Annotated in this window: 17 protein-coding genes and 1 other RNA gene; 5 read left to right on the forward strand and 13 right to left on the reverse strand. The window is 70.7% G+C overall.

What is annotated here, in order from left to right; all coding sequences use genetic code 11:
- Positions 1–104: 104 nt before the first annotated feature.
- Both AB0N16_RS32920 and AB0N16_RS32925 read right to left on the reverse strand, forming a co-directional pair.
- A complete protein-coding gene (locus AB0N16_RS32920; protein WP_365803108.1) occupies positions 105–1016 on the reverse strand; it encodes a hypothetical protein in 912 nt (303 codons plus the stop codon).
- A gap of 192 nt (positions 1017–1208) precedes the next feature.
- Positions 1209–2180, reverse strand: a complete 972-nt coding sequence (locus AB0N16_RS32925; RefSeq protein WP_365803110.1) for a LysR family transcriptional regulator — start codon at positions 2178–2180, stop codon at positions 1209–1211.
- Between the two features lie 84 nt (positions 2181–2264).
- Here AB0N16_RS32925 and AB0N16_RS32930 point away from each other — a divergent pair, with 84 nt between their 5' ends.
- The 4 genes from AB0N16_RS32930 to AB0N16_RS32945 all read left to right on the forward strand — a co-directional run bounded on the left by AB0N16_RS32930 (position 2265) and on the right by AB0N16_RS32945 (position 6808).
- Entirely contained in the window at positions 2265–3659 is a 1395-nt protein-coding gene (locus AB0N16_RS32930) for an MFS transporter (RefSeq protein WP_365803112.1), read from the forward strand.
- A 111-nt stretch (positions 3660–3770) separates the two neighbouring features.
- Positions 3771–5057 carry an extracellular solute-binding protein gene (locus AB0N16_RS32935; protein WP_365803114.1) on the forward strand — a complete coding sequence of 429 codons (1287 nt, stop codon included), beginning with the start codon at positions 3771–3773 and terminating at the stop codon, positions 5055–5057.
- On the forward strand, positions 5054–5986 hold the full coding sequence (locus AB0N16_RS32940) for a sugar ABC transporter permease (protein WP_365803116.1): 933 nt from the start codon (positions 5054–5056) through the stop codon (positions 5984–5986). The genes AB0N16_RS32935 and AB0N16_RS32940 overlap by 4 nt, the downstream gene beginning before the upstream one ends.
- Positions 5987–6808 carry a carbohydrate ABC transporter permease gene (locus tag AB0N16_RS32945; protein WP_365803118.1) on the forward strand — a complete coding sequence of 274 codons (822 nt, stop codon included), beginning with the start codon at positions 5987–5989 and terminating at the stop codon, positions 6806–6808. It abuts the gene before it with no gap.
- Positions 6809–6976: 168 nt separating this feature from the next.
- On the opposite strand, the gene AB0N16_RS32950 is transcribed toward AB0N16_RS32945, so the two are convergent.
- The 7 genes from AB0N16_RS32950 to ftsE all read right to left on the reverse strand — a co-directional run bounded on the left by AB0N16_RS32950 (position 6977) and on the right by ftsE (position 16889).
- A complete protein-coding gene (locus AB0N16_RS32950; RefSeq protein ID WP_365803120.1) occupies positions 6977–7612 on the reverse strand; it encodes a hypothetical protein in 636 nt (211 codons plus the stop codon).
- A 37-nt stretch (positions 7613–7649) separates the two neighbouring features.
- Positions 7650–12509: a ricin-type beta-trefoil lectin domain protein gene (locus tag AB0N16_RS32955; protein ID WP_365803122.1), complete on the reverse strand. Its 4860-nt coding sequence runs from the start codon at positions 12507–12509 to the stop codon at positions 7650–7652.
- A gap of 379 nt (positions 12510–12888) precedes the next feature.
- Positions 12889–13275, reverse strand: a transfer-messenger RNA (tmRNA) gene (gene ssrA / locus AB0N16_RS32960).
- A 100-nt stretch (positions 13276–13375) separates the two neighbouring features.
- Positions 13376–13918 (reverse strand): SsrA-binding protein SmpB, encoded by a 543-nt coding sequence (gene smpB, locus AB0N16_RS32965; RefSeq protein WP_351701596.1) that lies wholly within the window; start codon positions 13916–13918, stop codon positions 13376–13378.
- Positions 13919–13981: 63 nt separating this feature from the next.
- Positions 13982–15151, reverse strand: coding sequence for a S41 family peptidase (locus AB0N16_RS32970; protein WP_365803124.1), 1170 nt, complete (start codon positions 15149–15151; stop codon positions 13982–13984).
- Positions 15152–15219: 68 nt separating this feature from the next.
- Complete coding sequence (gene ftsX / locus AB0N16_RS32975) at positions 15220–16137, reverse strand: permease-like cell division protein FtsX (protein WP_365803126.1); 918 nt, start codon at positions 16135–16137, stop codon at positions 15220–15222.
- Between the two features lie 62 nt (positions 16138–16199).
- On the reverse strand, positions 16200–16889 hold the full coding sequence (ftsE, locus tag AB0N16_RS32980) for a cell division ATP-binding protein FtsE (RefSeq protein ID WP_360489516.1): 690 nt from the start codon (positions 16887–16889) through the stop codon (positions 16200–16202).
- 247 nt (positions 16890–17136) lie between these two features.
- Between ftsE and AB0N16_RS32985 the strand changes: the two genes are divergently transcribed.
- Positions 17137–17328, forward strand: coding sequence for a hypothetical protein (locus AB0N16_RS32985; protein ID WP_362576838.1), 192 nt, complete (start codon positions 17137–17139; stop codon positions 17326–17328).
- Positions 17329–17493: 165 nt separating this feature from the next.
- Here AB0N16_RS32985 and AB0N16_RS32990 read toward each other — a convergent pair whose 3' ends face one another.
- The 4 genes from AB0N16_RS32990 to AB0N16_RS33005 all read right to left on the reverse strand — a co-directional run bounded on the left by AB0N16_RS32990 (position 17494) and on the right by AB0N16_RS33005 (position 22741).
- Positions 17494–18123, reverse strand: a complete 630-nt coding sequence (locus AB0N16_RS32990; RefSeq protein ID WP_365803129.1) for a hypothetical protein — start codon at positions 18121–18123, stop codon at positions 17494–17496.
- A gap of 323 nt (positions 18124–18446) precedes the next feature.
- Positions 18447–19553 (reverse strand): peptide chain release factor 2, encoded by a 1107-nt coding sequence (prfB, locus tag AB0N16_RS32995; RefSeq protein WP_351701428.1) that lies wholly within the window; start codon positions 19551–19553, stop codon positions 18447–18449.
- Between the two features lie 125 nt (positions 19554–19678).
- Entirely contained in the window at positions 19679–20908 is a 1230-nt protein-coding gene (locus tag AB0N16_RS33000) for a serine/threonine-protein kinase (RefSeq protein WP_365803132.1), read from the reverse strand.
- Positions 20909–21019: 111 nt separating this feature from the next.
- Entirely contained in the window at positions 21020–22741 is a 1722-nt protein-coding gene (locus AB0N16_RS33005; protein ID WP_365803135.1) for a serine/threonine-protein kinase, read from the reverse strand.
- Between the last annotated feature and the right edge of the window lie 205 nt (positions 22742–22946).

Consider the following 22946-nt stretch of genomic DNA (forward strand, 5'->3'; position numbering starts at 1 on the left):
GGTACCGGTGCCGTTAGGGGTTCCGGTACGGGTTCCGGTGCGGGTTCCGGTACGGGTTCCGGTGCGGGTTCCGGTACGGCTACGGGCGGGGGTGCGGGGCGCCATCAGAGGACAGGGGTGGGAGAGGCGCCGGTCCCGGTCCTGGGGGCCGCGCCCTCCGCGACCGGGCCGCCGGTCGGGGCGGCCGAATCGCTGGGCGAGGGCGGCGGCGACGACACGGGCGGGGTCGGGGTGTCCGACGTGGGTGCCGACGACGACGGCGAGGGCGCCACGGACGACGACCCGGGCTTCGGCGAGGAGCCCGTCGTCCCGGCGGCCGCCGTCGGCCGCGCGGACGCGGACGTGCTCGGCCGGTCGGCCCCCTTCTTCCCCGCCCCGGGTGCCCGGGAAGAGGCGCGGGCCGACGGGGTCGTGCCGTCGCTCACGGCCGGACCGGCCACCGAGGCGCCGTCGCCCGCGGACCGGGCGGACCGCGCGGGCTGCGGCGAGTCGTCGACCTTGCCGGCCGGCCGGCCGTGGTTCTGGCCGGGCACCGGCAGCCAGGGCGCGTCGGAGCTGCCGGACAGCAGCGTGACGACGATGACCACCGCGTAGACCGCGCAGGCGAGGCCGACGGCCATCCCGATCCTGCGGAAGCGGCGGCCGCGGCGCCCCGACGCGTCGACGAAGACCGGTGCGTCGGAGACCTCCGCCGCACCGGTCGGCCGTATCCGCACCGCACCGAGGTCGTCCGGGGCGGGCACCCCGTCCGGGTCCCGGACGGAGAACGGGTCGTCCGCATCGGCCGGGACCGTGCGCGCCGCATCGCCGGGGACCACGCCCCACGGATCCCGCAGCGCACCGACCCGGAGCACCTCGGTCACCCCGGTCGTCCCGGTCACCCCCGTGACCCCGCTCGCCCTGCTCGCCCCACTCGTCCCGCTCGTCGCCAAGTCGTCGGCGTCCTGGGGCGCCTCCCCCGGCTCGTCTCGTCCCGCCAGTGGCACATCCCGGGCATCCAGGGCGACCTTGGGCAATTCCGGTTGGGTTTCTTCTCGCCAATTTTTCACGCGCGTACATCCCCCCACGGGACTGTTCCGGGCGCGCTGACGAACCCGAGCACACGTCATCGGACCCAGGTCCCCACCCGGTTCCGAACGCCCCCTTCTAGCTCTCCGCGCTCGGGGCCATGAAGCTAGCGCACCCGGGGATGCCGCGTTCTCGATGTGTCATTTGTGGCCGTCCATCACATCTTGATCACTGGCTGGAATCCATCCATCGGCCGGCCGCTGAAGCCAGCCTTCCGTCCGTCCGATCTCGGCGACCGCCCGCCGCAGCGCGTCCACTCCCGGATGGACCAGCCCCTTTCGCCACACGAGCGACACGGGCGACAACGGGACGGGATCGACAAGGGGCCGCGAGACCGTTCCAGGTATGGCTGGAAATCCCACTACCCCGAGGATCGGATTCCGGTTCTTGGCCATGATGCGCTCGAATTCCTCCTCCCCGACGGCCAGCGGCAGCGGCGGCGCGACCGCGATGTCCCGCCCCTCGAAGAGACAGAAGGCCAGGTCAGTCCATTCCAGGGTGCGCTCGTTCCCGGCGCCGGCGTAGACCGTCTCGCCCGCCAGCGCGGACAGCGGCACCTCCTCCAGGCCCGCCAGCCGGTGATCGGAGGGAATGATTACGGCCATGCGTTCGAACCGTACGGCCTGTTGTTCGAGCCCGGAGCGCAGCGCCGGATCCAGTCCCGCGAACCGTCCGAAGGACGCGTCGAGCCGCCCGGCGAGGAGTTCGGCCGCCGCTCCGGTGAGCCCGCTCTCGTAGCGGGCCATCAGCTCGCAGTCGGGGGCGAGTTCGCGGGCGCGGTGCAGTACGCGGCGGCCGGTCTCGAGGCCCGGCGAGTTGAGGTCCACCAGCAGCGGCCGGGCCTGCCCGAACGCGGCGAGCAGTGCGTCCTGGGCGGCCAGCACCCGGCGGGCGTACGGCAGCAGCCGGGCGCCGTCGGCGGTCAGGGCGACCTGCCGGGTGGTCCGGAGGAACAGCTCGGCGCCCAGCTCCCGCTCCAGTCGCCGTACATCACGGCTCAGGGCCTGCTGGGCGACGTACAGCCGGGCGGCGGCGCGGGTGAAGTGCAGTTCCTCGGCGACGGCGACGAAGACACGCAGGAGCCGGGGGTCGACGTGGGCGGGCGCTGACATCACGCGAACTTACAACACAGGCGCGTGAATCGGCACCGAGCAGGTGTTGGACCCCTTGATCGGCCCTGGGCGACGGTGATGGACATGCCGCATCCGACCGAGCCGACTCCCCCGAGACCTCACCCGCAGGCCCGCCCGAAGCCCCATCCCGAGGCCCACCCGCAACCCCTCTACACCGTCACCGCCGACACCCTCGTCGCCGTCGACTTCAGCCCCCGCACCGGCACCGGCACCCGCACCACCACCCGCTCCCGCCGCTCCCCCCGCCCCCACCTCCACCACCGCCCACCCGGCCCCTACCGCCGCCTCTTCGCCCTCCCCGGCACCCGCGCCTTCAGCGCCGGGAACCTGCTGGCCCGGCTGCCCATGGGCATGTTCAGCGTCAGCGCGGTCGTGATGATCGCCGGTGCCCGTGGCTCGTACGCCCTCGCCGGTGCCGTCACCGCGACCGGTCTCGCGGCGACCGGGGTGGCCGGGCCCTGGGTGGCACGGCTCGTCGACCGGTACGGCCAGACACGGGTCGCCGTCCCCGCCACCGTCACCGCCGTGCTCGGCAGCCTCGCCCTGCTGCTCTGCGTCCGCTTCGGCGCCCCGGACTGGACCCTGTTCGCCGCCTACGCGGCCACCGCCACCACCCCCAACCTCGGCGGCATGTCCCGCGCCCGCTGGGCCCACCTGCTGCGCGACGACCCGGACGCCCTGCACACCGCGAACTCCTATGAACAGGCCGCCGACGAGCTGTGCTTCATGCTCGGCCCGGTGCTGGCGTCCTTCCTGACCGGCACGTTCTTCCCGGAGGCCGGCACCCTCGTCGGCGCGGTCCTGCTGCTGACCGGCATGCTGCTGTTCACCGCCCAGCGGGCCACCGAGCCGCCGCCCCGGGCCGGAGGCGGCACCGCGAGAACTCCGCTGCGCATCCCCTCCCTCCTGGCCTGCTTCGTCGCGACCGGGGCGGTGTTCGGCTCGATGGAGGTCGTCACCATCGCCTACGCCGACGCCCAGGGCCACCGTTCGGCGGCCGGTGCCGTCCTCGCCCTCCAGGCGGCCGGTTCCTGCGCGGCGGGGCTGGTGTACGGGGCGCTCAAGCCGCGGGGACCGGCCGAACGACGGTTCCCCGTCTGCCTGTCGGCGATGGCGGTCCTGATGTCCCTCCCCCTGCTCGCGGCCCGCACGATCGACAACCTCTGGGCCCTGGCGCCCGCCCTGCTCGCGGCCGGCATGGCGACCGCGCCGACGATGGTGACCGCGATGACCCTGGTCCAGGACCGCACCCCCGCGGACCGCCTCAACGAGGGGATGAGTCTGGTCGTGACCGCCCTGCTGACCGGCGTCGCCGCGGGCTCCGCGCTGGGCGGCTGGGCGGCGGAGCACGTCTCGCCGACCGCCGGTTTCACCGCACCCGTCGCCGCAGCCGTCACGGCCCTGCTGCTCAACACGGCCAGTCGAATCGCTTCCCCCAATTCCCGCCGCACCCATTGACGGCCACACGCCCCGCACATACCTTCCTCCGTCGAAGCGCTTCGACGTTCCGTATCGAACCGATTCGACGCGGGACGAGCACCATCCATCCGACTCCCCTGGAGGCACTGGATGTTGACGGCACGAAGGCGGGCGGCGGCAGCGGCGGTGATCCTCTGCGCATCGCTGCTGCTGACCTCCTGCGGCGGCTCGGGCGGCAGCACGTCCGACGGGAAGACGCTGCGGCTGTGGCACTACGAGGGTCCGACCAGCGCGATGGGCGTCGCCTGGAACGAGGCCATCAAGGAGTTCGAGGCGTCCCACCCGGGCGTGAAGGTGAAGTACGAGGAGAAGAGCTTCGAGCAGATACAGAAGACCGCCCAGATGGTCCTGAACTCCTCCGACGCCCCCGACATCCTGGAGTACAACAAGGGCAACGCGACGGCGGGACTCCTCTCCAAGCAGGGACTCCTCACCGATCTGACCGCGGAGGCGGCCAAGCGCGGCTGGGACAAGAAGCTCAGCGCGGGCGTGCGCACCACCAGCCGGTACGACGCCGACGGCGTGATGGGCTCCGGCAAGTGGTACGGCGTGCCCAACTACGCCGAGTACACGATGGTTTACTACAACAAGGACCTGTTCGAGAAGTACGGGATCGCGGCGCCGAAGACGTTCGACGACCTGACGGCCGCGATGGACAAGTTCGTCGAGAACAAGGTCACCCCGCTGGCGAACGCGGGCTCCGAGTACATGGCCCAGCAGTACCTGTACCAGCTGGCGCTGTCGAAGGCCGACCGCTCCTGGGTGGACGGCTATGAGCTGTACAAGGGCAAGGTCGACTTCCACGACACCGCCTGGACCTACGCGGCGAACACCTTCGCGGACTGGGTGAAGAAGGGCTACATCGCGAAGACGTCGTCCGGCACGACCGCCGAGCAGGCCGGGGTCTCCTTCCTCCAGGGCAAGGCGCCGATCCTGTTCTCCGGCAGCTGGTGGTACGGCCGCTTCCAGTCGGAGGCCACGTTCGACTGGGGCAGCTTCCTGTGGCCCGGCTCGAACCTCACCCTCGGCTCCGGCGGCAACCTCTGGGTCGTACCGAAGAACGCCGGGAACAAGGACCTCGCCTACGACTTCATCGACATCACCCTGTCGAAGAGGATCCAGAACCTGCTCGGCGACAAGGGCGGCGTCCCGGTCGCGGCCGACCCGACCGCGATCACCGACCCCAAGTCCAAGCAGCTCATCGCCGACTTCAACACCCTCAGCAAGCGTGACGGCCTGGCCTTCTACCCGGACTGGCCGATCGCCGGCTTCTACGACACCCTCGTCTCCGAGACCCAGAAGCTGATCACCGGGAGCGAGAAACCGGACGCCTACCTGAGCAACCTCCAGTCGGCGTACGACAAGGGCTCGAAGTGACGGTCACCTTCGAAGGGCGGCGCACCCCAGGTGACGGGCGCCGCCCCCGGGACTCGTACGCCCTCTTCCTCCTCCCCGGCGCCCTCGCCTTCCTCGCGGTCGTCGTCGTCCCGTTCCTGATGAACACGGGCGTGAGCTTCACCCACTGGCAGGGCGTGGGCACTCCGAAGTGGTCCGGGCTCGCCAACTACCGTGAGCTGCTGGACGATGCCGAGTTCTGGGCGTCGTTCCGGCACAGCCTCTTCATGGTCGTCGCCATGGCCGTGCTCCCGACGGCGCTCGGACTGGTCCTGGCCGCCGCCCTGTTCGACTACGTCGGCAAGCACTTCGGCACCCGGATCGCCGCCGTCCTGCGCGCCTGCTTCTACCTCCCCCAGGTGCTGCCGGTGGCGGTGGCCGGCATCGTCTGGAGCTGGATCCTGGCCCCGGACAACGGCACCCTCAACGCCCTGCTGAAGGCGGTCGGGCTCGGCTCCTGGCAGCAGGACTGGCTCGGCGACCCGGACCTCGCCCTCTACACCGTGATGGGCGTGCTGGTCTGGGTGCAGATCGGCTTCCCGCTGGTCGTCTTCATGGCCGGGCTCGGGCGCGTCGACCCGCAGCTGTACGAGGCGGCCGAGCTGGACGGCGCCGGCTGGTGGCGCCGCTTCCGGCACGTCACGCTGCCGCAGCTCCGCCCGGAGGTGTACGTCGTCCTGACCTGGTGCACGATCGCCGCGCTGAAGGTCTTCGGCGCGGTGTACGTCCTGACCAAGGGCGGCCCGGGCGGCGCCACCGACGTCCCCTCGTACTTCTCCTTCACCACGTTCTTCGAGAAGACCCAGGTCGGCTACGGCTCGGCGATCTCCACGGTCCTCACGGTGATCATCCTGGCCCTGTCCCTGACCGGCCTGAAGCTGCAGAACCGCGCGGAGGACGGAGACCTCTGAATGACCGCACTACGCCGTTACCCCGTCCTCCTCGCCCTCTGTCTCGCCGCCCTCTTCATGGTCGTCCCGTTTCTGATCGTGACGATGAACGCGATCAAGTCCCCGGCGGAGTACTCGCGAAGCGGCCCGCTGAGCCTCCCCCACGGTCTCTACCTCGACGGCCTCGAGGACTTCTGGCAGCGCGTCGACTACACCCGGAAGCTGATCAATTCCACCCTCATCAGCGGCTCGGTCGCCCTGCTCGCGACCGCCCTCTCCGTCCTGAACGCGTACGCGATCGGCATCGGCCGGATCAGGGGCCGCACCTGGGTGCTGGCCTTCTTCGTCCTCGCCACCATGCTGCCGCAGGAGGCGCTGGTCTATCCGCTCTACTACCTGAGCAAGCAGGCGGGCCTGTACGACACCAGGCTCAGCGTGATCATCGTGTTCACGGTGATCCAGTCGGCGTTCGGGACGTATCTCCTCTCCGCCGTCCTCGGCCGGTTCCCGCGCGAGATCGTCGAGGCGGCCCGGATCGACGGCGCGAACAAGTGGCAGATCCTGGTCCGGATCGTCGTACCCGTCAGCCGCCCGACCCTGGGCGTGCTCCTGGTCTTCTTCTTCGTCTGGACCTGGAACGAGTTCCTGCTCCCGCTGGTCATGCTGATCTCCAACGACAACCAGACGGTGTCCGTCGCCCTCGGCGTCCTCCAGGGCCAGCGCCTGATGGACGCCACGATGACCAACGCGGCCGCCCTGCTCGGCGTGCTCCCGGCCATCGTCTTCTTCCTCGTCTTCCAGCGCACGCTCACCCGGGGCATCGCCGTGGGCGCCGTCAAGTAGGAGGTACGTCAGTCGCCACCGGCGGCCACTATCCGCGGGAGCAGCTGGGCCTCGGGGTCGGCACCTCGGTCTACGGCCTCGGCGAACGCTTCGGCCCGCGGAACTCGGGGACCGGCACGGTGGCGTGTACCGCCCCGTTTCCGGTCCCCGGCCCGCTGGGGTGCTCGGCTAGTCGCCTGTCACCAGGTGGCGTACCTCGGACACGACGAACTCGCCGTAGTGCAGCGCCGACCCCAGTTGCTCCAGCCGCGCATAGCGCTCCGGCGAGAGCTCTGCACCGGGTCCGGTGCCGGCTTGTGCCATCGCCCGCAGCAACAGCCGGAAGGCGAGGTCAGGGGTGCACTGCCGGGCGCACTCCGCCAGGTCGCGCCGGACCGTGTCCGGCACGAACCTGGCCTCCGCGATCTCGGCGAGGACCGCGTCCGCCAGTTCCTCGCCGTCGCCCGCGCCGGCGGCGGTGGACGGGTGAACGCCGTCCACCGCGTTCCTGGCCAGCCAGCCGTCGCACAGCGCGACGAGCGTCTCCATCCACTGCGCCCCGGACGTGAGGCCGGTGGACCCTCCGGAGAAGAAGGCCGGTCCCGTCGCCGTCCCGGCCTGCCACAGCGCCTCGATCGTCGCCGAGGGAAGACGCAGCAGCAGTCGCGCGTCGTGCCGGACCGCGAGAACGGCATCCGGGGCCAGCTCGTCCCACAGGTGGTACTCGGCCGCCGCGACGGCCGTGGGGCCGTTGTGCGACCAGTCCTCGTGGAACTGGCTCATCAGCCATGTCACGCCGAAGTCGAACTCGTCTGTCCGGTGCACTTGTTGTCACCTCCTGGATCGGAAACCGGATGGGGAACTAGATCGGGAACGCCGTGAACACGTAGAAGCCGCCCTTGTGTCCCTTCGCTCTCTTGAGCACGATCCTGTACTCGTTCCCCGCGGCCTTGATACTGCGGTCCGTCTTGGCCACATAACCGAGGGAGCCGGCCCCGAAGGTACCGGTCAACGGCTTCTCCCGCGCGCTGCCGCGGAGCCAGTTCTGGATCTCCGCCGCCTTGCTCGCCAGCGCGTCGTTCACGACCGCCTGGGCCGTCGCGAGGTCCTTGAACACGCCGTTGGAGCTGCCCTTGCTGACAGCCAGATCCTTCGCCATCTCCTCCGAGGTGACGAACCCGGCAGTCGTGCCGGCCGTGTGTTCGTCGAGGGCGTGCGCCAGCCCGCTGAACTCCTTTGCGTCGGCGACGAGGTTCTTGCAGTTGTGGACGAGGACCGGGGCACTGCCGACCACGACGTAGAACGTGTGCAGGCCGGACACCGTCAGGTCGTACACGGTCCGGGGCGCCGCCTCGTTCCGGTCGAGTACCGCGGCGACCGTGCGGAGGGTGCCGTCGGGGGCGCGCAGGCTGTCGTCGGTGCGCAGGTCGGACGCCAGGGTCCAGCCACGGCCCTCGACGTAGAAATTGTGCCCCGGTGTGCTCGTGAGACTCCCGCCGTCCGCCAGGGTGATGTCCAGCAGCACCTGGGCGGAGTGCGAGAACGTGTCGGTGACCGGCTCGCCCAGGGTGCGCCCGGTGGCGGGATCGGTGGCCAACAGCCGGTCGCCGTACCGTACGTCGCGGATGGCCTTGCGGCCGCCGTCGGCAAGGACCACCTCGGTGCCGCCGGGGAAGCTGTTCAGCGGGCACGCCGTGCGCAGTTCCTCGTAGACCCGCGCGCTGCGCTCGATCTCGGCGAGCGTGCGGGCGTCCACGTCCAGTGCCCGCAGTGCCTTCAGGGCGTCGGCGACCCCGATGCCGGTGCGCATGGCGGCGTCCACGGCGCGGATCGCCTCGGTGATCTTCCCGATCGGTCCGCCTAGCGGGAGCCAGGTGGCGGCCCAGGCGCAGTCGCCGTAGCTGCCGTCACCGCTGCCGGTGACCTTGTGGTAGCAGCCGGTGAAGTCGTCGATGATCGAGTGGTAGAGGCCCGTCCACAGGTCCTTGGTCGCCTCCCAGGAGGAGACCTTGACCGTCTTCTTCAGGTTCTTGAACGTCTTGGTGGTCAGGAAGTACGTGTCCTCGGCAGGGCAGCCGGACTCGGTGGCCGGGACGTCGGGGTTCTCGCAGTAGTAGTAGCTGACGACCGCGTCGAAGTGCACTTCGAACACCAGGTCGCAGGGCAGGTGGGAGCAGTCGTCCGGAAGCCGCTGCGGGTCCCCCTGCTGTTTGATGTCGTCGATGACGGAGAACACCCCGCCGATCCCGGTTCCGGTCCCGGCGCCGGTCTGCACCTGCTTGTTCGCGTCGGCGGCTGCCGCCTGGTCAGCCGCCTGCTGTGCCGAGTCGGCGTACTTCTGGGCGTCCTTGGCCGCCTCCTCGGCCGCGGTGGCCTCGGCGTCGGCGCGGTCGGCCGCGGCGCGGGCGTCCTTCGCCGACTGCTCGGCCTCGGCGGCCGCCGTACGGGCCGCGTCCGCGTCCAGGGCCGCCTGGTCGGCGGAGTCCCGGGCGTCCTTGGCGTAGCCCTCGGCGTTGCCGGCCGCCCGGTCGGCTGCTGCCGCGTCCGCGGTGGCCTGCTGGTCGTACTCGATGGTGCGCGCCAGTGACTTCTGCGCGTCCGCCGCGTACTGCGACGCCTCGGCGGCGTACCCCAGCGCCTCCTTCGAGGACCTGCGGGCGTCCGCCGCGTGACCGGCCGCCTCGGCGGCGATCGTGTACGCGGCCTTCGCGTCCCCGGTCGCGGCGTCCGCGAGGCTCTGCGCCTGCGCGGCGTTCTTCTGCGCGTTGGCGGCGTGCGCCTCGGCGACGGCCCGCTGCTGCTCGGCGATCGTCTTCGACGACTGGCCCGTCAGGACGACGAGTCCCGCGGCGGAGTCGGTGTCCACGTAGGGCGAGCCGAGCTGGATCGCGTCGTTGGCCGGCGCGGCGACCTGCTGCGCCGAGGCTCCGGCGTCCTCGGCCGCCTGCGCTGTCGTGTACGCGTGACCGACCGCGTCGGCCGCGCCCGCGACCGCCTTGGCGGCCTCGGCCTTGGCCGCGTCGGCCTGCTTCTTGGAGTCGGCCGCGTGCTGCTCCGCCTCTTCGGCCAGCTCGACCGCGGTACGGGCCGCGGCGGCCGAGGCCTGGGAGGCCTTGATGGCGTCCGCCGCCGCGCTGGTCGCGGTGCGCACCGCCGCGTCCGCCTTCAGCTTGGCCGCCTGGGCGTCGTCCGCGTCGGAGCGGGCCCGCTTGGCGGCGGCCTCGGCACGTGTGGCCGCGGCGTCGGCGTCGGCCGCGGCCTGGCTCGCCGCGTCGGCCTCGGTACGGGCCGAACCCGCCGCCGCCTCCGCGTCGTCGGCCGCCTGGTCCGCCTCGTCGGCCGCCGCCCGTGAGTCCTTCGCGTCGGCGTCCGAGTCATGCGCGTCTGCGTAGGCGTCCTTGGCGTCGGCCTTCGCGCGGGCCGCGTTCGCCTTGCTCTGCGCGTCCCACGCGTCGTCCGACTTGCCCTTGGCCCGATCCCGCGCGGCCTCCGCGTCCTGGCGCTTGGTACGGGCGGTGGACTCGGCGGTCTCCGCCCGGCCCTTGGCCTCGGCGGCGGTCTTCGCGTACCCCTCGGCGTTCGTCCTGTGCTGCGCGGCCTCGGCCTGCTTCTGCGCGGCGGTCGCCTTCTCCGCCTTGGCCGTCGCCTCCTCCGCCTCCGCGTCGAGCCGCTTGGCGTGCGCGGTCGCGGCGGCCGCCTTCGCGTCGGCCTCCGCCCGCTGGGTCTCGTCGAGCTTCGCCTTCGCCGTGTCGCGCGCGGCCTTCGCGGTCTGCGCCTGTACGGCGGCGGCGTCGGCGGCGGCCTTCGCCTGGGCGTTGGCCGCCTGGGCGGCGGCCGTACGGAAAGCGGCCTTCGACTGTGCCGCCTGCGTCACCGCGCGGGCGGCGATGGTCGCGCTGTCACCTGCGGACGCCTTGGTCGCCGCGTAGGCGGTGTCGCCGGCCTTGGCCAGCGCGTCGAGCGCGGCCGCCGACGCCTTGGTGACCTGGGCCTTCTGCTGCCCGACGAGCAGACCTCGGCCGCGCGGGGCGCCCGCCCGGTCGGCGATGGCGTAGGCGGCCTGGGTGGCGGTGTCCGTGTCGGTGGCGGACTTCTTCACCGCGGTCGCCTGGGCCTTGAGCAGGTCGAGCTGGGTCTTCGCCGCGGCCTGGGCGTCGGTGACGCCCTTCTTCGCCTTGTCGAACTGGGCCTTGGTCGGATAGTCCAGCTTGTCGGTGCCGTTGTGGCCGGACGGGGCGATGTCGAACTTCTGCGGGTCGGTGCCCTTGCAGTCCCACATCCGGGCGTCACGGCCGTTGTCGTAGGTCGCGAGGTCGAGGCAGTTGCCGGTGCCGGGGTTGTACAGGCGGCCGGTCGCGTGGGTGTCGTACTCCCACTTCTGGGCGACGCTCTTGGCGTTGCAGGTCGAGATCTGGACCACGGTCCCGTTCGCGGTACCGCCGCCCTTCACCTCCAGGCACTTGCCGGAGTTGACGTTGACCAGGGCGTCGCCGCTGATCGCCCACTTCTGCCCGACCGAGCCGTTGCAGGTGTAGATCTGCACCGGCGTGCCGTTGTCCTTCTTGCCGCCGCCCACTTCGAGGCACTTGTCGGCGGCGCCGTGCGCGTGCACGATCACCGGGCTGTCGCCGATCCAGCCGGGGCCGCCGGCGGACCAGTAGTCCTGCCAGCGGGCGAGGCGGTCGGCGATCCACGACTGGCCCAGCAGCTCGCCCAGCGTCTTGGAGCCGGTGGCGAGGGCCTTGGTGGCGTCGCGGTTCGCGTTGAGGATCTGGTCGCGCTGGGTGGCCTGGGCGGCGATCTCCCGCTGCCACTCGGCGGACGCGTCCGCGACCTCCTTGCCGAGGACCCGGTCCGGGTCGACGGGGCCGCGCCAGTCGCAGGCGGCGAACCGGGTCTTCAGGTCCTCCACGGCGATGCGGTACTCGACGCTGCCCGGGTCGGGCGCGGTGCGCGGGAAACCGCCGGAGGAGAGGAAGACACGGGCGTTGTCCGCGCCCGTCGGCTGCGTGGACCAGTTCACCAGGCTGTCCCACGCCTGGTGTTCGGCGTACGCCTGCTGCCACTGCGGGCCGGGGAGCGAGGGGTCCGGGTCGGCGCCGTAGAGCGGGGTGCCGAGGTCCTTGACCGCCTTCAGCGTGGCGTCGTCGGCCTTCGGGGTCGGATCCTCGTAGAAGTCGTCCTCCGACTTCCAGAACTGCGCCGCGATCCACTGGCCCAGGCCGGTCTGGTCGAAGAAACTCGGCCCCGTGCCGGTGGTCCCCGGCGGCCAGTGGAATCCGGTCTCGGTGAATCCGCCGGGGGTGCTCAGGCCGTCGAGCGGCTTCTTCCACACGTCGACGTACGCGTTGAGGGCGTCGCCCGCCTTGTCGGCGGTGTCCTTGTCCTTGTCGTACGCCGTCGAGAGCGGGGTGGTGTTCCAGTACTCGCGGTTCGCCGCGGTGTGCAGCTTGTCCGGGGTCTGGTCGAGCCCGTCCTGCGCGGTGCTGAACATGGCCGCGCCGCCCGTGCGCAGCACCTCGGCCATCAGGCACTGGTCCTGGCGGAGCTGCTCGGCGGCCTTGGCGTCGAAGCCGTCGTAACTGTCGGCCACCGGGCTGAAGTCGGCGGCCCGGTCGTGGGGCAGGTCCGGCCGGCCGGCGACCGTGGCGAGCACGGCGAGCGCGAGTACGGCGGGGACAAGTCGGCTGAGAGTGCGGGATTTTCGCGCAAGGGGAGTCACGGTCCCCGGTCTGGAACGCAAAAGAACATCCGTTCTTCGTGAAGAGGGCAGACGGGAGCCCGACTCGAAGGGTGAGGTGCCGCGGCGGCGGTCAAGCGCGCGTACGGCGCGGATGCGTGTGTCTCTGCGGATACGTCAGCAATGACGGCATGCCGATGTACCTCTCCCCCGTGGCGACGGTGTTCCCCCGGTCGCTGATGGACGTGCGCGGCGGCCGAGTGGTCAGCTCGGCCCTGCGCGCGCGTCGCACTTTAGTAAACCTGTGCACCATCTGTGAAGAGTTTTTGACTGAACGAGATCAACCTTCACATCAGCCGAGCCCTGCGAACACGACGAGGGCCCGGTGGTCAACGACCACCGGGCCCTCGCAACATGGAGACTGTGGAGATGGCGGGAATCGAACCCGCGTCCAACGGTGCAAAAACAGGGCTTCTCCGTGTGCAGTTCGCTGTGATTTTCTCGGCCCCGGTGATCTCGCGAACAAGTCGCCGACGGGCCCAGTCACTGTTTGATTTCCCATCGAACCCCGTGACCGGGCTCGATGGTTTAGTCCCCTAGATTATGCCAGGGTCCGGGTCGGGAACATCCCCGGTCTGACACCCGTAAGGGCCTTCACTCACTGCTTATTAGGCAGCGAGGGCGAAGGCGCGGGAATCGCTCTTGGAATTGGCGATTATTGGTTGCGACATATGGTTAACGAGATCATTGCCGCTTCCTCGACACGCTTCCCCTGTTTCAACATCCGCTGTCGAAACCGATCATCCCCATGTTGATTTTTCAATGCGCCACCCGGGCTTCCCCAGGTGTTGGTGCCATCGTACGTGACCAACGCACACCGATGCCACCGTATTCCCCGCGCCTTCGCCCTACTGGCCGCGCTGCTTCCGCTTCGCCGCCGCGATCGCCCGGTCCGACTCCCGCCGGTCCTGCTGCTCGCGCAGGGTCTGCCGCTTGTCGTACTCCTTCTTGCCTCGCGCCAGGGCGATCTCCGCCTTCGCGCGGCCGTCCTTGAAGTAGATGGCGAGGGGCACGATCGTGTGGCCCGTCTCCTGGGACTTGGCCTCCAGCTTGTCGATCTCCTCCCGGTGCAGCAGCAGCTTGCGCTTGCGGCGCACCGAGTGGTTGGTCCAGGTGCCCTGGCTGTACTCGGGGATGTGGGCGTTGTGCAGCCACGCCTCGTTCCCGTCGATCTGCACGAAGCCGTCGGTCAGCGAGGTGCGGCCCTGGCGGAGCGACTTCACCTCGGTGCCGGACAGGACGATGCCGGCCTCGTAGGTGTCGATGATCGCGTAGTCGTGCCGCGCCTTCTTGTTCTGCGCGACGATCTTGCGCTTGCCGCCCTTCTCGCCGTCCCGGGCTTTGGCGGCCGTCCCCTGCTGCTTCTGCTGGGACTCTTTCGGTACGTACATTCCCTTGGCCATAGTGCCCTCCATTTTCGCACTACGGAGGGGGTGCGAGGGAAGCGGATTAGGCTACGACGGGTCGCCGAGGCCACTGAGGACCGTCTCGGCCCGCTCCAGCGCCCCGCCGCCCACCTCCAGGTCGGGGGTGATGCCCCGGCCGTCGACGGTGTGGCCCGAAGGGGTGCGGTAGTGGCCGACGGTGAGTTCGGCGACCGAGCCGTCGGGGAGCCGGGTGGGCATCTGGATGGAGCCCTTGCCGAAGGTGCGGGAGCCGAGGACGACCGCACGGCCGCGGTCCTGGAGGGCGCCGGTGAGCATCTCGGCCGCGCTCATCGTGCCGCCGTCGACGAGCGCGACCAGGGGCCTCGCGGTGTCGCCGCCGGCGTCCGCGTGCAGGGCGCGCTGGGCGCCGTCGACGTCATAGGTGGCGACCAGGCCGCCGTCGAGGAAGGCGGAGGCGGCGGTGACGGCCTCGCTGACCAGACCGCCGGAGTTGCCCCGCAGGTCGAGCACGATCCCGCCGTCGGCGGGGGCCCGCCGTACGGCGTCGCGGACGAGTTCCCCCGAGCCCTTGGTGAAGGCGGAGATCCTGATGACGGTGATACCGGCGGACAGCTTGCGGACGGTCACCGAGTCGGTGGACAGCAGCGCCCGGCGCAGGGTCTCGCGCCACGCGTGCGTGCCGCGTTCGAGGCCCAGGGTGACGGTCGTACCGGCGCGGGCGTCGGTGGCGTCACCGCGCAGTAACGAGACGACGTCGGTGACGGGCCGTCCGTCGACGTCCGCCCCGTCGACACTGCGCAGCCGGTCGCCCTTCCTGATGCCGGCGGTGGCCGCGGGTGACCCGGCCTGCACCTTGGTCACCTCGATCCGGCCGTCCCGCTCCCGCCGGGCCCACAGTCCGACACCGGTGTACTGGCCGTCGAGCGCTTCCTCGAACTCCTGGTACTCGCCCTCGGAGTAGACCGCGGCCCACCGGTCCCCGCTGCGGCTCACGGCCCGTTCGGCGGCCTCCATGGGGGACTTGCCGTCGGCCATCGCGTCGGCGGCGGCCTTGGCGACGTCCTCGTGCCGGTCGGCGGCACGAGCGGCTCCGCTGGGCGTCTTCCGGTCGGACTGCCCCGGGTCGGGGAACGCGCCGGTGGCCGCCCCGGTCACCAACAGCCCTGCGAACACCAACGTCAGAGCCGCCCCCCGGCGAACCCGGCGGGGCTGACAGAACAGCTCTCGGCCTGACATGCCGGTGAGTCTAGGACAACGCAAGAGGGCCGCACGGTCGGTTGCCCGTACGGCCCTCTTGGCATGCGTCACACCTTCAGGTACTTGCGCAACGCGAAGAACGCCGCAAGCGCGGGCATCAGGAGGCTCGTTGCGAGGATGAGCGGGAGCTTGGTCAACACCGCGTCCCAGCCGATGAAGTTGATCAAGTTCAGCTTCTGGGAGAGGGCCAGGCCGTGGTCGATGATGAAGTAGCGGGCGATCACCAGGAATCCGCAGGCGACCGTGCCGCCGATCAGGCCGGCGACGGCGGCCTCCGCGATGAACGGGGCCTGGATGTAGAAGCCGGAGGCGCCGACCAGGCGCATGATGCCGGTCTCACGCCGACGGCTGAACGCGGAGACGCGCACCGTGTTGACGATCAGCATCAGAGCGACGACCAGCATCATCGCCATGACCGCGCGTGCCGCCCAGTTCATACCGTTCAGCAGCCCGAAGAGGTTGTCCAGAATGCCCTTCTGGTCCTGAACGGACTGGACACCGTCACGGCCGTCGAACGCCGTCGCGACCACCTGGTACTTCTGCGGGTCCTTCAGCTTGATCCGGTAGGACTCCTGCATCTGGTCCGGCGTGAGGGAGTCGGCGAGCGGGGAGTCGCCGAACTGCTCCTTGTAGTGCTTGTACGCGTCGTCCTGCGACTCGTAGGTGACCTTCTCGACCACCGACATCTTGCTGAGGTCGGCCTGGATCTGCTTCTTCTGGTCGTCGGTGACCGCGCCCTTGGCACAGTTGGGGTCGGACTCGGCGTCGCTCTTGTTGCAGAGGAAGATCGAGACGTTGACCTTGTCGTACCAGTAGCCCTTCATGGTGGTGACCTGGTCGCTCATGAGGAGCGAGCCACCGAAGAGCGCCAGGGACAGGGCGACCGAGACGACGACCGCGAAGGTCATCGTCAGATTGCGGCGGAGACCGACTCCGATCTCCGACAGTACGAACTGGGCGCGCATGGCGTCGGGTTATGCCTTTCCGTCGTGGAGCGCGTGAAGCGTCGGGAACGTGTGCATCGGTTTCAGTGCTGGTAGCCGTAGACGCCGCGGGTCTGGTCGCGGACGAGTCGGCCCTTCTCCAGCTCGATGACGCGCTTGCGCATCTGGTCCACGATGTTCTGGTCGTGCGTCGCCATCACCACGGTGGTGCCCGTCCGGTTGATCCGGTCGAGCAGCTTCATGATGCCGACGGAGGTCTGCGGGTCGAGGTTGCCGGTCGGCTCGTCGGCGATCAGCAGCTTGGGCCGGTTGACGAAGGCCCGCGCGATGGCCACGCGCTGCTGCTCACCACCGGAGAGTTCGCCCGGCCTGCGGTCCTCCTTGCCGCCGAGCCCGACGAGGTCGAGCACCTGCGGCACCGACTTGCGGATCTCGCCCTTGGACTTGCCGATGACCTCCTGGGCGAAGGCCACGTTCTCGGCGACCGTCTTGTTGGGCAGCAGGCGGAAGTCCTGGAAGACCGTCCCGAGCTGGCGGCGCATCTGCGGCACCTTCCAGTTGGAGAGACGGGCGAGGTCCTTGCCCAGGACGTGCACCTGGCCGTGACTGCACCGCTCCTCGCGGAGGATCAGCCGCAGGAAGGTGGACTTTCCGGAGCCGGAGGATCCCACGAGGAAGACGAACTCGCCCTTCTCCACTTCCAGGGACACATCCCTGAGTGCGGGGTGGGTCTGCTTGGGGTAGACCTTGGAGACATTGTCGAATCGGATCACGGATGCACCACGGGTCGCCGGGGGTAGATGAGCGTGACCATACGCGAGTCGGGTGAGGAAGCGCAGGCGCCGGTCACGGTTGGGTAAGGCTTGTGCGGTTTTGTTCCGGGGCAGTCTTTCCGGAACGCCGGGGCGAGGTCCCCGGACGGCCGCGCCCTTTCCGGGGGAACCTGGCACAGTGGAGGGGGAACGTTCTCGTTCCGCTGCGCGTTATGTAGGTAATGGCCGGTGCAAGGAGGGCGAGCGCATGACGTACGACCGGTTGGTGTGCGCGAACTGCGCGGCGCCTGTGAGCGAAGGCCGGTGCCACGTGTGCCGCGCCAACCGCGAGCGTCTTCAGCAGGAGAACTTCCTCGGCGGCCTGAACCCGATGGCACTGATCGGGCTGCTGGCGGTACTGATCGCCGCGGTGGCGCTACTGGCGCATCAGACCGCGTAGCGAAGGTCGGACCGCGTAGCGAAGGTCGGACCGCGTAGCGAAGGCCGCGGAAAAGCGCACGGCGAAGTCTGCGAAGCCTGCGAAAAGCGATCGAAGGGCCCGGAGCCGCTGCTCCGGGCCCTTCGCCGTATGTGACGCATTCGCTCGGCGAGCGAATGACTACCGTCAGGCCGCGGCGCCGCCGCGGCCGCTCATGAGGCGCGGCAGGACACGGAAGCCGATACCGCCGGCGATCATCGTGGCGGCACCGACGACCAGGAAGGTCGTCTGCGCGGCACCGGTCTCGGCGAGCTGGTCGCCGCCACCCTGGGCCTGGGTGTTCGAGGCGTCCGAACCGGTGTCGGTGAGGGCGGAGGAGCCCTCCTCCTGCGCGGAGGTGCCCGAGTTACCGTCGGTGCCGGTGTTGTTGCCGCTGCCGCCGTCGCCGGTGCCCGTGCCGCTGCCGTCGGTCGGGTTGTCGCTGGTCGGCTCGTCGGTCGGCTCGGTGGGCTCGTCCGTGGGCTCGGTGGGCTCGTCGGTCGGCTCGGTGGGCTCGTCCGTGGGCTCCGAGGAGGGCGGCTCACTGCTCGGCGGCTCGCTCGCCGGCGGCTCGCTCGTGGCCGGGCCGGTCGGGATCTCGGTGGGCCCGTCGGTCGGATCGTCGTCGGTGCTGACGGTGGCGGTCAGCCCGCCCTCATTGGCCTCGACGCCGATGGAGAGGGCGGAGGCCGCGCCGGCGGCGGTCAGCGAGGCACCGGCGGCGATCACGGCGCAGGCGGCTATCCGCGCGACCCGGATCCGTGTCTTCTTGGTCATCTGGTTGCTACCCCCAGTAGCTGAATGTCAGGTTGGCGGCGCTGGGGCTGTGCTCTACGGAGATAGCTACGGATGCGCAAGCCCCCCGGTTCTCATGCGCCCCAAAGATACGCACGCCACGCTTCACCCTTCCCATTTTTCAAAGCAACGTCAAGGCCGTTGCGGGCGCGATGTCCAGTTGCGCGCCGAATGCGGGGAGTTGAAGCCTGTGAGTGTGATGTAAAACCCAGACATAGCCCTGGCGCGGCCCGGAAATACGAGAACTGCCGCCACGGGGGCGGCAGTTCCGGATCGGCCGACTCGCCATGGGCAAGTCGACAAAGTTACTTCTCCTGCTGCTTGCGCCAGCGAATTCCGGCCTCAAGGAAGCCGTCGATCTCGCCATTGAAGACGGCCTCGGGGTTGCCGACCTCGTAGTCCGTGCGCAGGTCCTTGACCATCTGGTACGGGTGCAGGACGTACGAACGCATCTGGTTGCCCCAGGAGTTGCCGCCGTCGCCCTTGAGGGCGTCCATCCTGGCCTGCTCCTCCTGCCGGCGCCGCTCGAGCAGCTTGGCCTGGAGGACGTTCATCGCGGTCGCCTTGTTCTGGATCTGCGACCGCTCGTTCTGGCAGGAGACGACGATGCCGGTGGGGATGTGGGTGAGGCGCACCGCGGAGTCGGTGGTGTTGACGCCCTGCCCGCCGGGCCCGGAGGACCGGTACACGTCCACCCTCAGCTCGGACTCGTCGATCTCGATGTGGTCGGTCGTCTCCACGACGGGGAGGACTTCCACACCCGCGAACGAGGTCTGGCGCCGGCCCTGGTTGTCGTACGGCGAGATCCGCACCAGGCGGTGGGTGCCCTGCTCGACCGAGAGCGTCCCGTAGGCGTACGGCACCTGGACGGCGAAGGTGGTCGACTTGATGCCGGCCTCTTCCGCGTACGACGTCTCGTAGACCTCAGTCTTGTAGCCCTTCTGCTCCGCCCAGCGCAGGTACATCCGCTGCAGCTTCTCGGCGAAGTCGGCGGCGTCGACGCCACCGGCCTCGGCGCGGATGTTCACGAGCGCCTCGCGGGAGTCGTACTCCCCGCTGAGCAGCGTCCGCACTTCCATCTCGTCCAGTGCCTTCTTGACGGCGGCGAGCTCGGAGTCGGCCTCGGCGCGGGTGTCCGGGTCGTCCTCCTCCTCGGCCATCTCGAACAGCACCGCGAGATCGTCGATCCGCCCGCGCAGCGTCTCCGCCTTCCTGACCTCGGCCTGGAGATGGGAGAGCTTGCTGGTGATCTTCTGCGCCTCGTCCGGGTTGTCCCACAGGGACGGCGCGGCCGCCTGCTCCTCGAGCACGGCGATGTCTGCCCTCAGCTTGTCGAGGTCCAGAACGGCCTCGATCGACTCCATGGTCGAGGAGAGGGACTTGAGCTCTTCGGATACATCGACGACTGCCACGCCTCCCAGCGTAACGGCTCCGCCAAGCGGACAGCGCCCGGCCACCGACGCCCGGCCCGCCCGCCGGGTGGGGCGGGCCGGTGTCCGGGGACCGCGGTCGCCGGGTCAGGCGGGCGGGCGGAGGGTCACGGGGTCGACGTGCTGTGGGTGTCCTGGGGCGGGGAGTCGTCGCCGGAGGTGGCCAGCCAGGTGCCGACGCCCACCGCGGCCGCCAGCACGACCCCGGCCACGCCCAGCGTCACCCTGCGCCGCCGCGCCGCCGCCTTGTGCCGGGCCGAGCCCGGCCGCGGCGCCCCGGACGCCCTCGGCGCCCTGGCCGTGCCCCGCGCGCCGCCCGCCAGCTCGTCGGGACCCGGCACCCTCATCGACGTGTGCGTGTCCCGGTTGGAGTCCGGCTTCGCCCCCGGCACCAGGGAGACGGCCCCCCGGCGCCGTACCCGCTGCTCCTCACCGGCCGGAGCGGCGGCCGTCTCCTCGGCCGCCCCCTCCGACGCCTCCGTCTCCGGCTCGTCGACGTCCAGCGGCGGCATCCCCGCCAGCGTCGGCAGCTGCTCCCGCAGCCGCGCGGCCAGCTCGGACGCCCGCAGCCGGGAGGCCGGCGCCTTCGCCAGGCACTGCACGAGCAGCTGCCACAGCTCCTCGGGGATACCGGGGAGGGGGACGACGGTCTCCGTCACGTGCCGGCGCAGGACCGCGCCGGGGTGGCCGCCGCCGAACGGGGTGAAGCCCGCGAGGAGCTCGTACAGAACGGTCGCCAGGGCGTAGATGTCCACCGAGGCCCGGGGCGGCAGGCCCTCGACGATCTCCGGTGCCAGGTAGTCCGGGGTGCCGATGATCTTCGTGGCGCGGGTCCGCTTCGGGGAGTCGATCAGCTTGGCCACGCCGAAGTCGGTCAGCAGGGCGGGGTGGGCACCGCCGGGGCCGAGCGGGCCCTGCATGTCGAGCAGGACGTTCTCCGGCTTCACGTCCCGGTGGACCACGCCCGCCGCGTGGGCCGCCGCCAGCCCGTCCGCGACGTCCGCGGCGATGGCCACCGCGGCCTCGGGCGCGAGGCGCCGCTCCCGCTCCAGGCGGGTGCGCAGATCGGTGCCCCGGACCAGATCCATGACGAGGGCGAGGTCGTTGCCGTCGACGACGAGGTCGCGGACGGACACCACGTTGGGGTGCTCAAGGCCCAGGAGGGCCGTGCGCTCCTGCACGAAGCGGCCCACGAGCTCTTCGTCGGACGCGAGATCCTCGCGCAGCAGCTTGATGGCGACGGGCCCTTCCGGCCCCTCGCCCAGCCACACCGTGCCGGCGCTGCCCCGCCCCAGGATCTGGTTGGCGGTGTACCGGCTGCCGATCTTCCGTGCCAAGGCTGCTCCTACAGACGCGTGTTGCCGACAAAAGTACGCGTCCGATGAGCCAACCTTCACCACGGAGGCGGAAATCACCCGCCAGGTGTCGACAAATCCCCAGACTCGCGGTCAGTTGTTGCTGCCGGGGCCGTTGCCGAGGTCGCCGATCCAGTTGCTGACCGACGTCGTCCAGTCCTTCAGCTGGTGCCAGTAGCCCTTGCCCTCCCCGACCCACGTGTGCACCGGGGTCAGGTCCCAGATCAGCCAGCCCGCGACGAACAGGATGACGACCATGAACAGGCAGCCCTTGAGGCAGCCGAGCCCGGGGATCTTCATCGGGTTGGCGCTGCGCTGCCGCGGCTCGCGCGGGGCCCGCTGCGGCTCGGCGGGGGCGGCCGGCGGCGCGTAGCGCTGCTGCGGGCGCTGGGGCTGCTGCGGCGGCGGGGCGTACTGCTGCGGCTGGTGGCCGTACCCGGCCGGCTGCTGCTGGCCGTATCCGCCCTGCTGCCCGTACCCGCCGCCCTGCTGCCCGCGCGGCTGCGGCCGGCGTACCGGCTGCTGCTGCGGGGCCTGGCGCTGCGGCGCCTGCTGCGGCCGGGCCACCTGGCGCTGGGGGCGGCGGCGCAGCGGGTCCTCGTTCGGGTCGAGGTACTGGACCTGCGTCTGCTCGTTGCGGTCGCGGGCCGCGCGGAGCTGGGTCTGCCAGGGATGCGGCTGCTCCGGCTGCTGCTGGTCCGGCTGCCCCTGGGGCATCGGCGGCATGACGGCCGTCGGGTCGGCGGCGCCGGTGTTCGGCAGCACGGCGGTCGGATCGGCGGCGCCGACGGGGCCGCCGGTGTGCGGGAGCACGCTGGTCGCCGCGTTCGGGTCGTACGACCCGGCCGCGCCGGTGTTCGGCAGCACCTGCGTGGGATCGGCCGACCCCGGTACGGCCGCCGGCGCCGGGTCGGGGGCCAGCAGCGCGCCCACCCCCTCGGCGGCGGCGATCTGCGCCGAGTTCGCGTGCACGCCGACGCCCTCGGCGACGACGCGCAGGCCGCGGGCGAGGTTCTCGGCGCTGGGCCGGTCGTCGGGGTTCTTGCGCAGGCAGCGCTCTATGACCGTCCACAACGGGTCGGGGACGGTGGACGGGCGGCGCGGCTCGGAGCTGAGGTGCTGGTGGAGGACTTCGAGGGCGCTGCCGCCGGAGAACGGCGGGCGGCCGGTGACCAGCTCGTACAGCAGGATGCCGGCGCCGTAGATGTCGACGGCGGAGGTCTGCGGGCGGCCCTCGGCCGACTCCGGCGCCACGTACGCGGGCGTGCCGACGAACTCGTGGGTGCGGGTCAGGCCCGGGGAGTCGGCGAGCCGGGCGATGCCGAAGTCGGTCAGCAGCGGGTGCATCTGGCCGTTGTACTGCTGGAGCAGCACGTTGGCGGGCTTCAGGTCGCGGTGCACGACGCCGTCGGCGTGACTGGCGGCGAGCGCGTCGGCGATCTGGGCGGTCAGCAGCGCGGCGGCGACCGGCGAGAAGGGACCGTTCTCCCGCAGGTAGCGGTGCAGGTCGGGGCCCTCGACGAGGTCCATGACCAGGGCAAGGAGATCGCCCTCTACAACGAGGTCACGGACCCGGACGATGTTCGGGTGGGTCAGCCGGAGCAGGACGGAACGCTCCCGCAGGAACCGCATCACGATGTCGGGGTCGCTCGCGAGCTCTTCCTTGAGGACCTTGATCGCGACGGTCTCCCCGGGCTGGCCGGGCACGGCCGCCTCGGCGCCCGCGGTCTCCCGCTGGCGGGCACGCCAGACGGTGCCGGTGGCGCCGCGTCCGAGCGGCTCCTCCAGGAGGTACTTGCTGCCTACCGGCCGCACGTCATCCGCTCCCTGTCGCTTGCTGGTGTGTCCGGTTCTTGTGTCCGACCCACTGTAGTGCCGTGGTCCCTGGCACCGGGCTGTCGTCCGGCTGTGCTTTCCCCCGCACGGCAGGCGGCCGACAAGTGTTCCGGATGTATCCCCATACGTAGGCGTTCCCGCAGTTGTTCGATGGAAAGACGCTCGCTTCGGTCCGGTGGTTGCC

Origin of the sequence: Streptomyces sp. NPDC051105, from assembly GCF_040682795.1 — a bacterium.
Taxonomy (GTDB): domain Bacteria; phylum Actinomycetota; class Actinomycetes; order Streptomycetales; family Streptomycetaceae; genus Streptomyces.

Coding starts and splice junctions, on each gene's coding strand:
- AB0N16_RS32925 (WP_365803110.1), bottom strand. CDS start 2,180: ATGTCAGCGCCCGCCCACGTCGACCCCCGGCTCCTGCGTGTCTTCGTC.
- AB0N16_RS32930 (WP_365803112.1), top strand. CDS start 2,265: ATGCCGCATCCGACCGAGCCGACTCCCCCGAGACCTCACCCGCAGGCC.
- AB0N16_RS32935 (WP_365803114.1), top strand. CDS start 3,771: ATGTTGACGGCACGAAGGCGGGCGGCGGCAGCGGCGGTGATCCTCTGC.
- AB0N16_RS32945 (WP_365803118.1), top strand. CDS start 5,987: ATGACCGCACTACGCCGTTACCCCGTCCTCCTCGCCCTCTGTCTCGCC.
- smpB (WP_351701596.1), bottom strand. CDS start 13,918: ATGTACGTACCGAAAGAGTCCCAGCAGAAGCAGCAGGGGACGGCCGCC.
- AB0N16_RS32970 (WP_365803124.1), bottom strand. CDS start 15,151: ATGTCAGGCCGAGAGCTGTTCTGTCAGCCCCGCCGGGTTCGCCGGGGG.
- ftsX (WP_365803126.1), bottom strand. CDS start 16,137: ATGCGCGCCCAGTTCGTACTGTCGGAGATCGGAGTCGGTCTCCGCCGC.
- AB0N16_RS32985 (WP_362576838.1), top strand. CDS start 17,137: ATGACGTACGACCGGTTGGTGTGCGCGAACTGCGCGGCGCCTGTGAGC.
- AB0N16_RS32990 (WP_365803129.1), bottom strand. CDS start 18,123: ATGACCAAGAAGACACGGATCCGGGTCGCGCGGATAGCCGCCTGCGCC.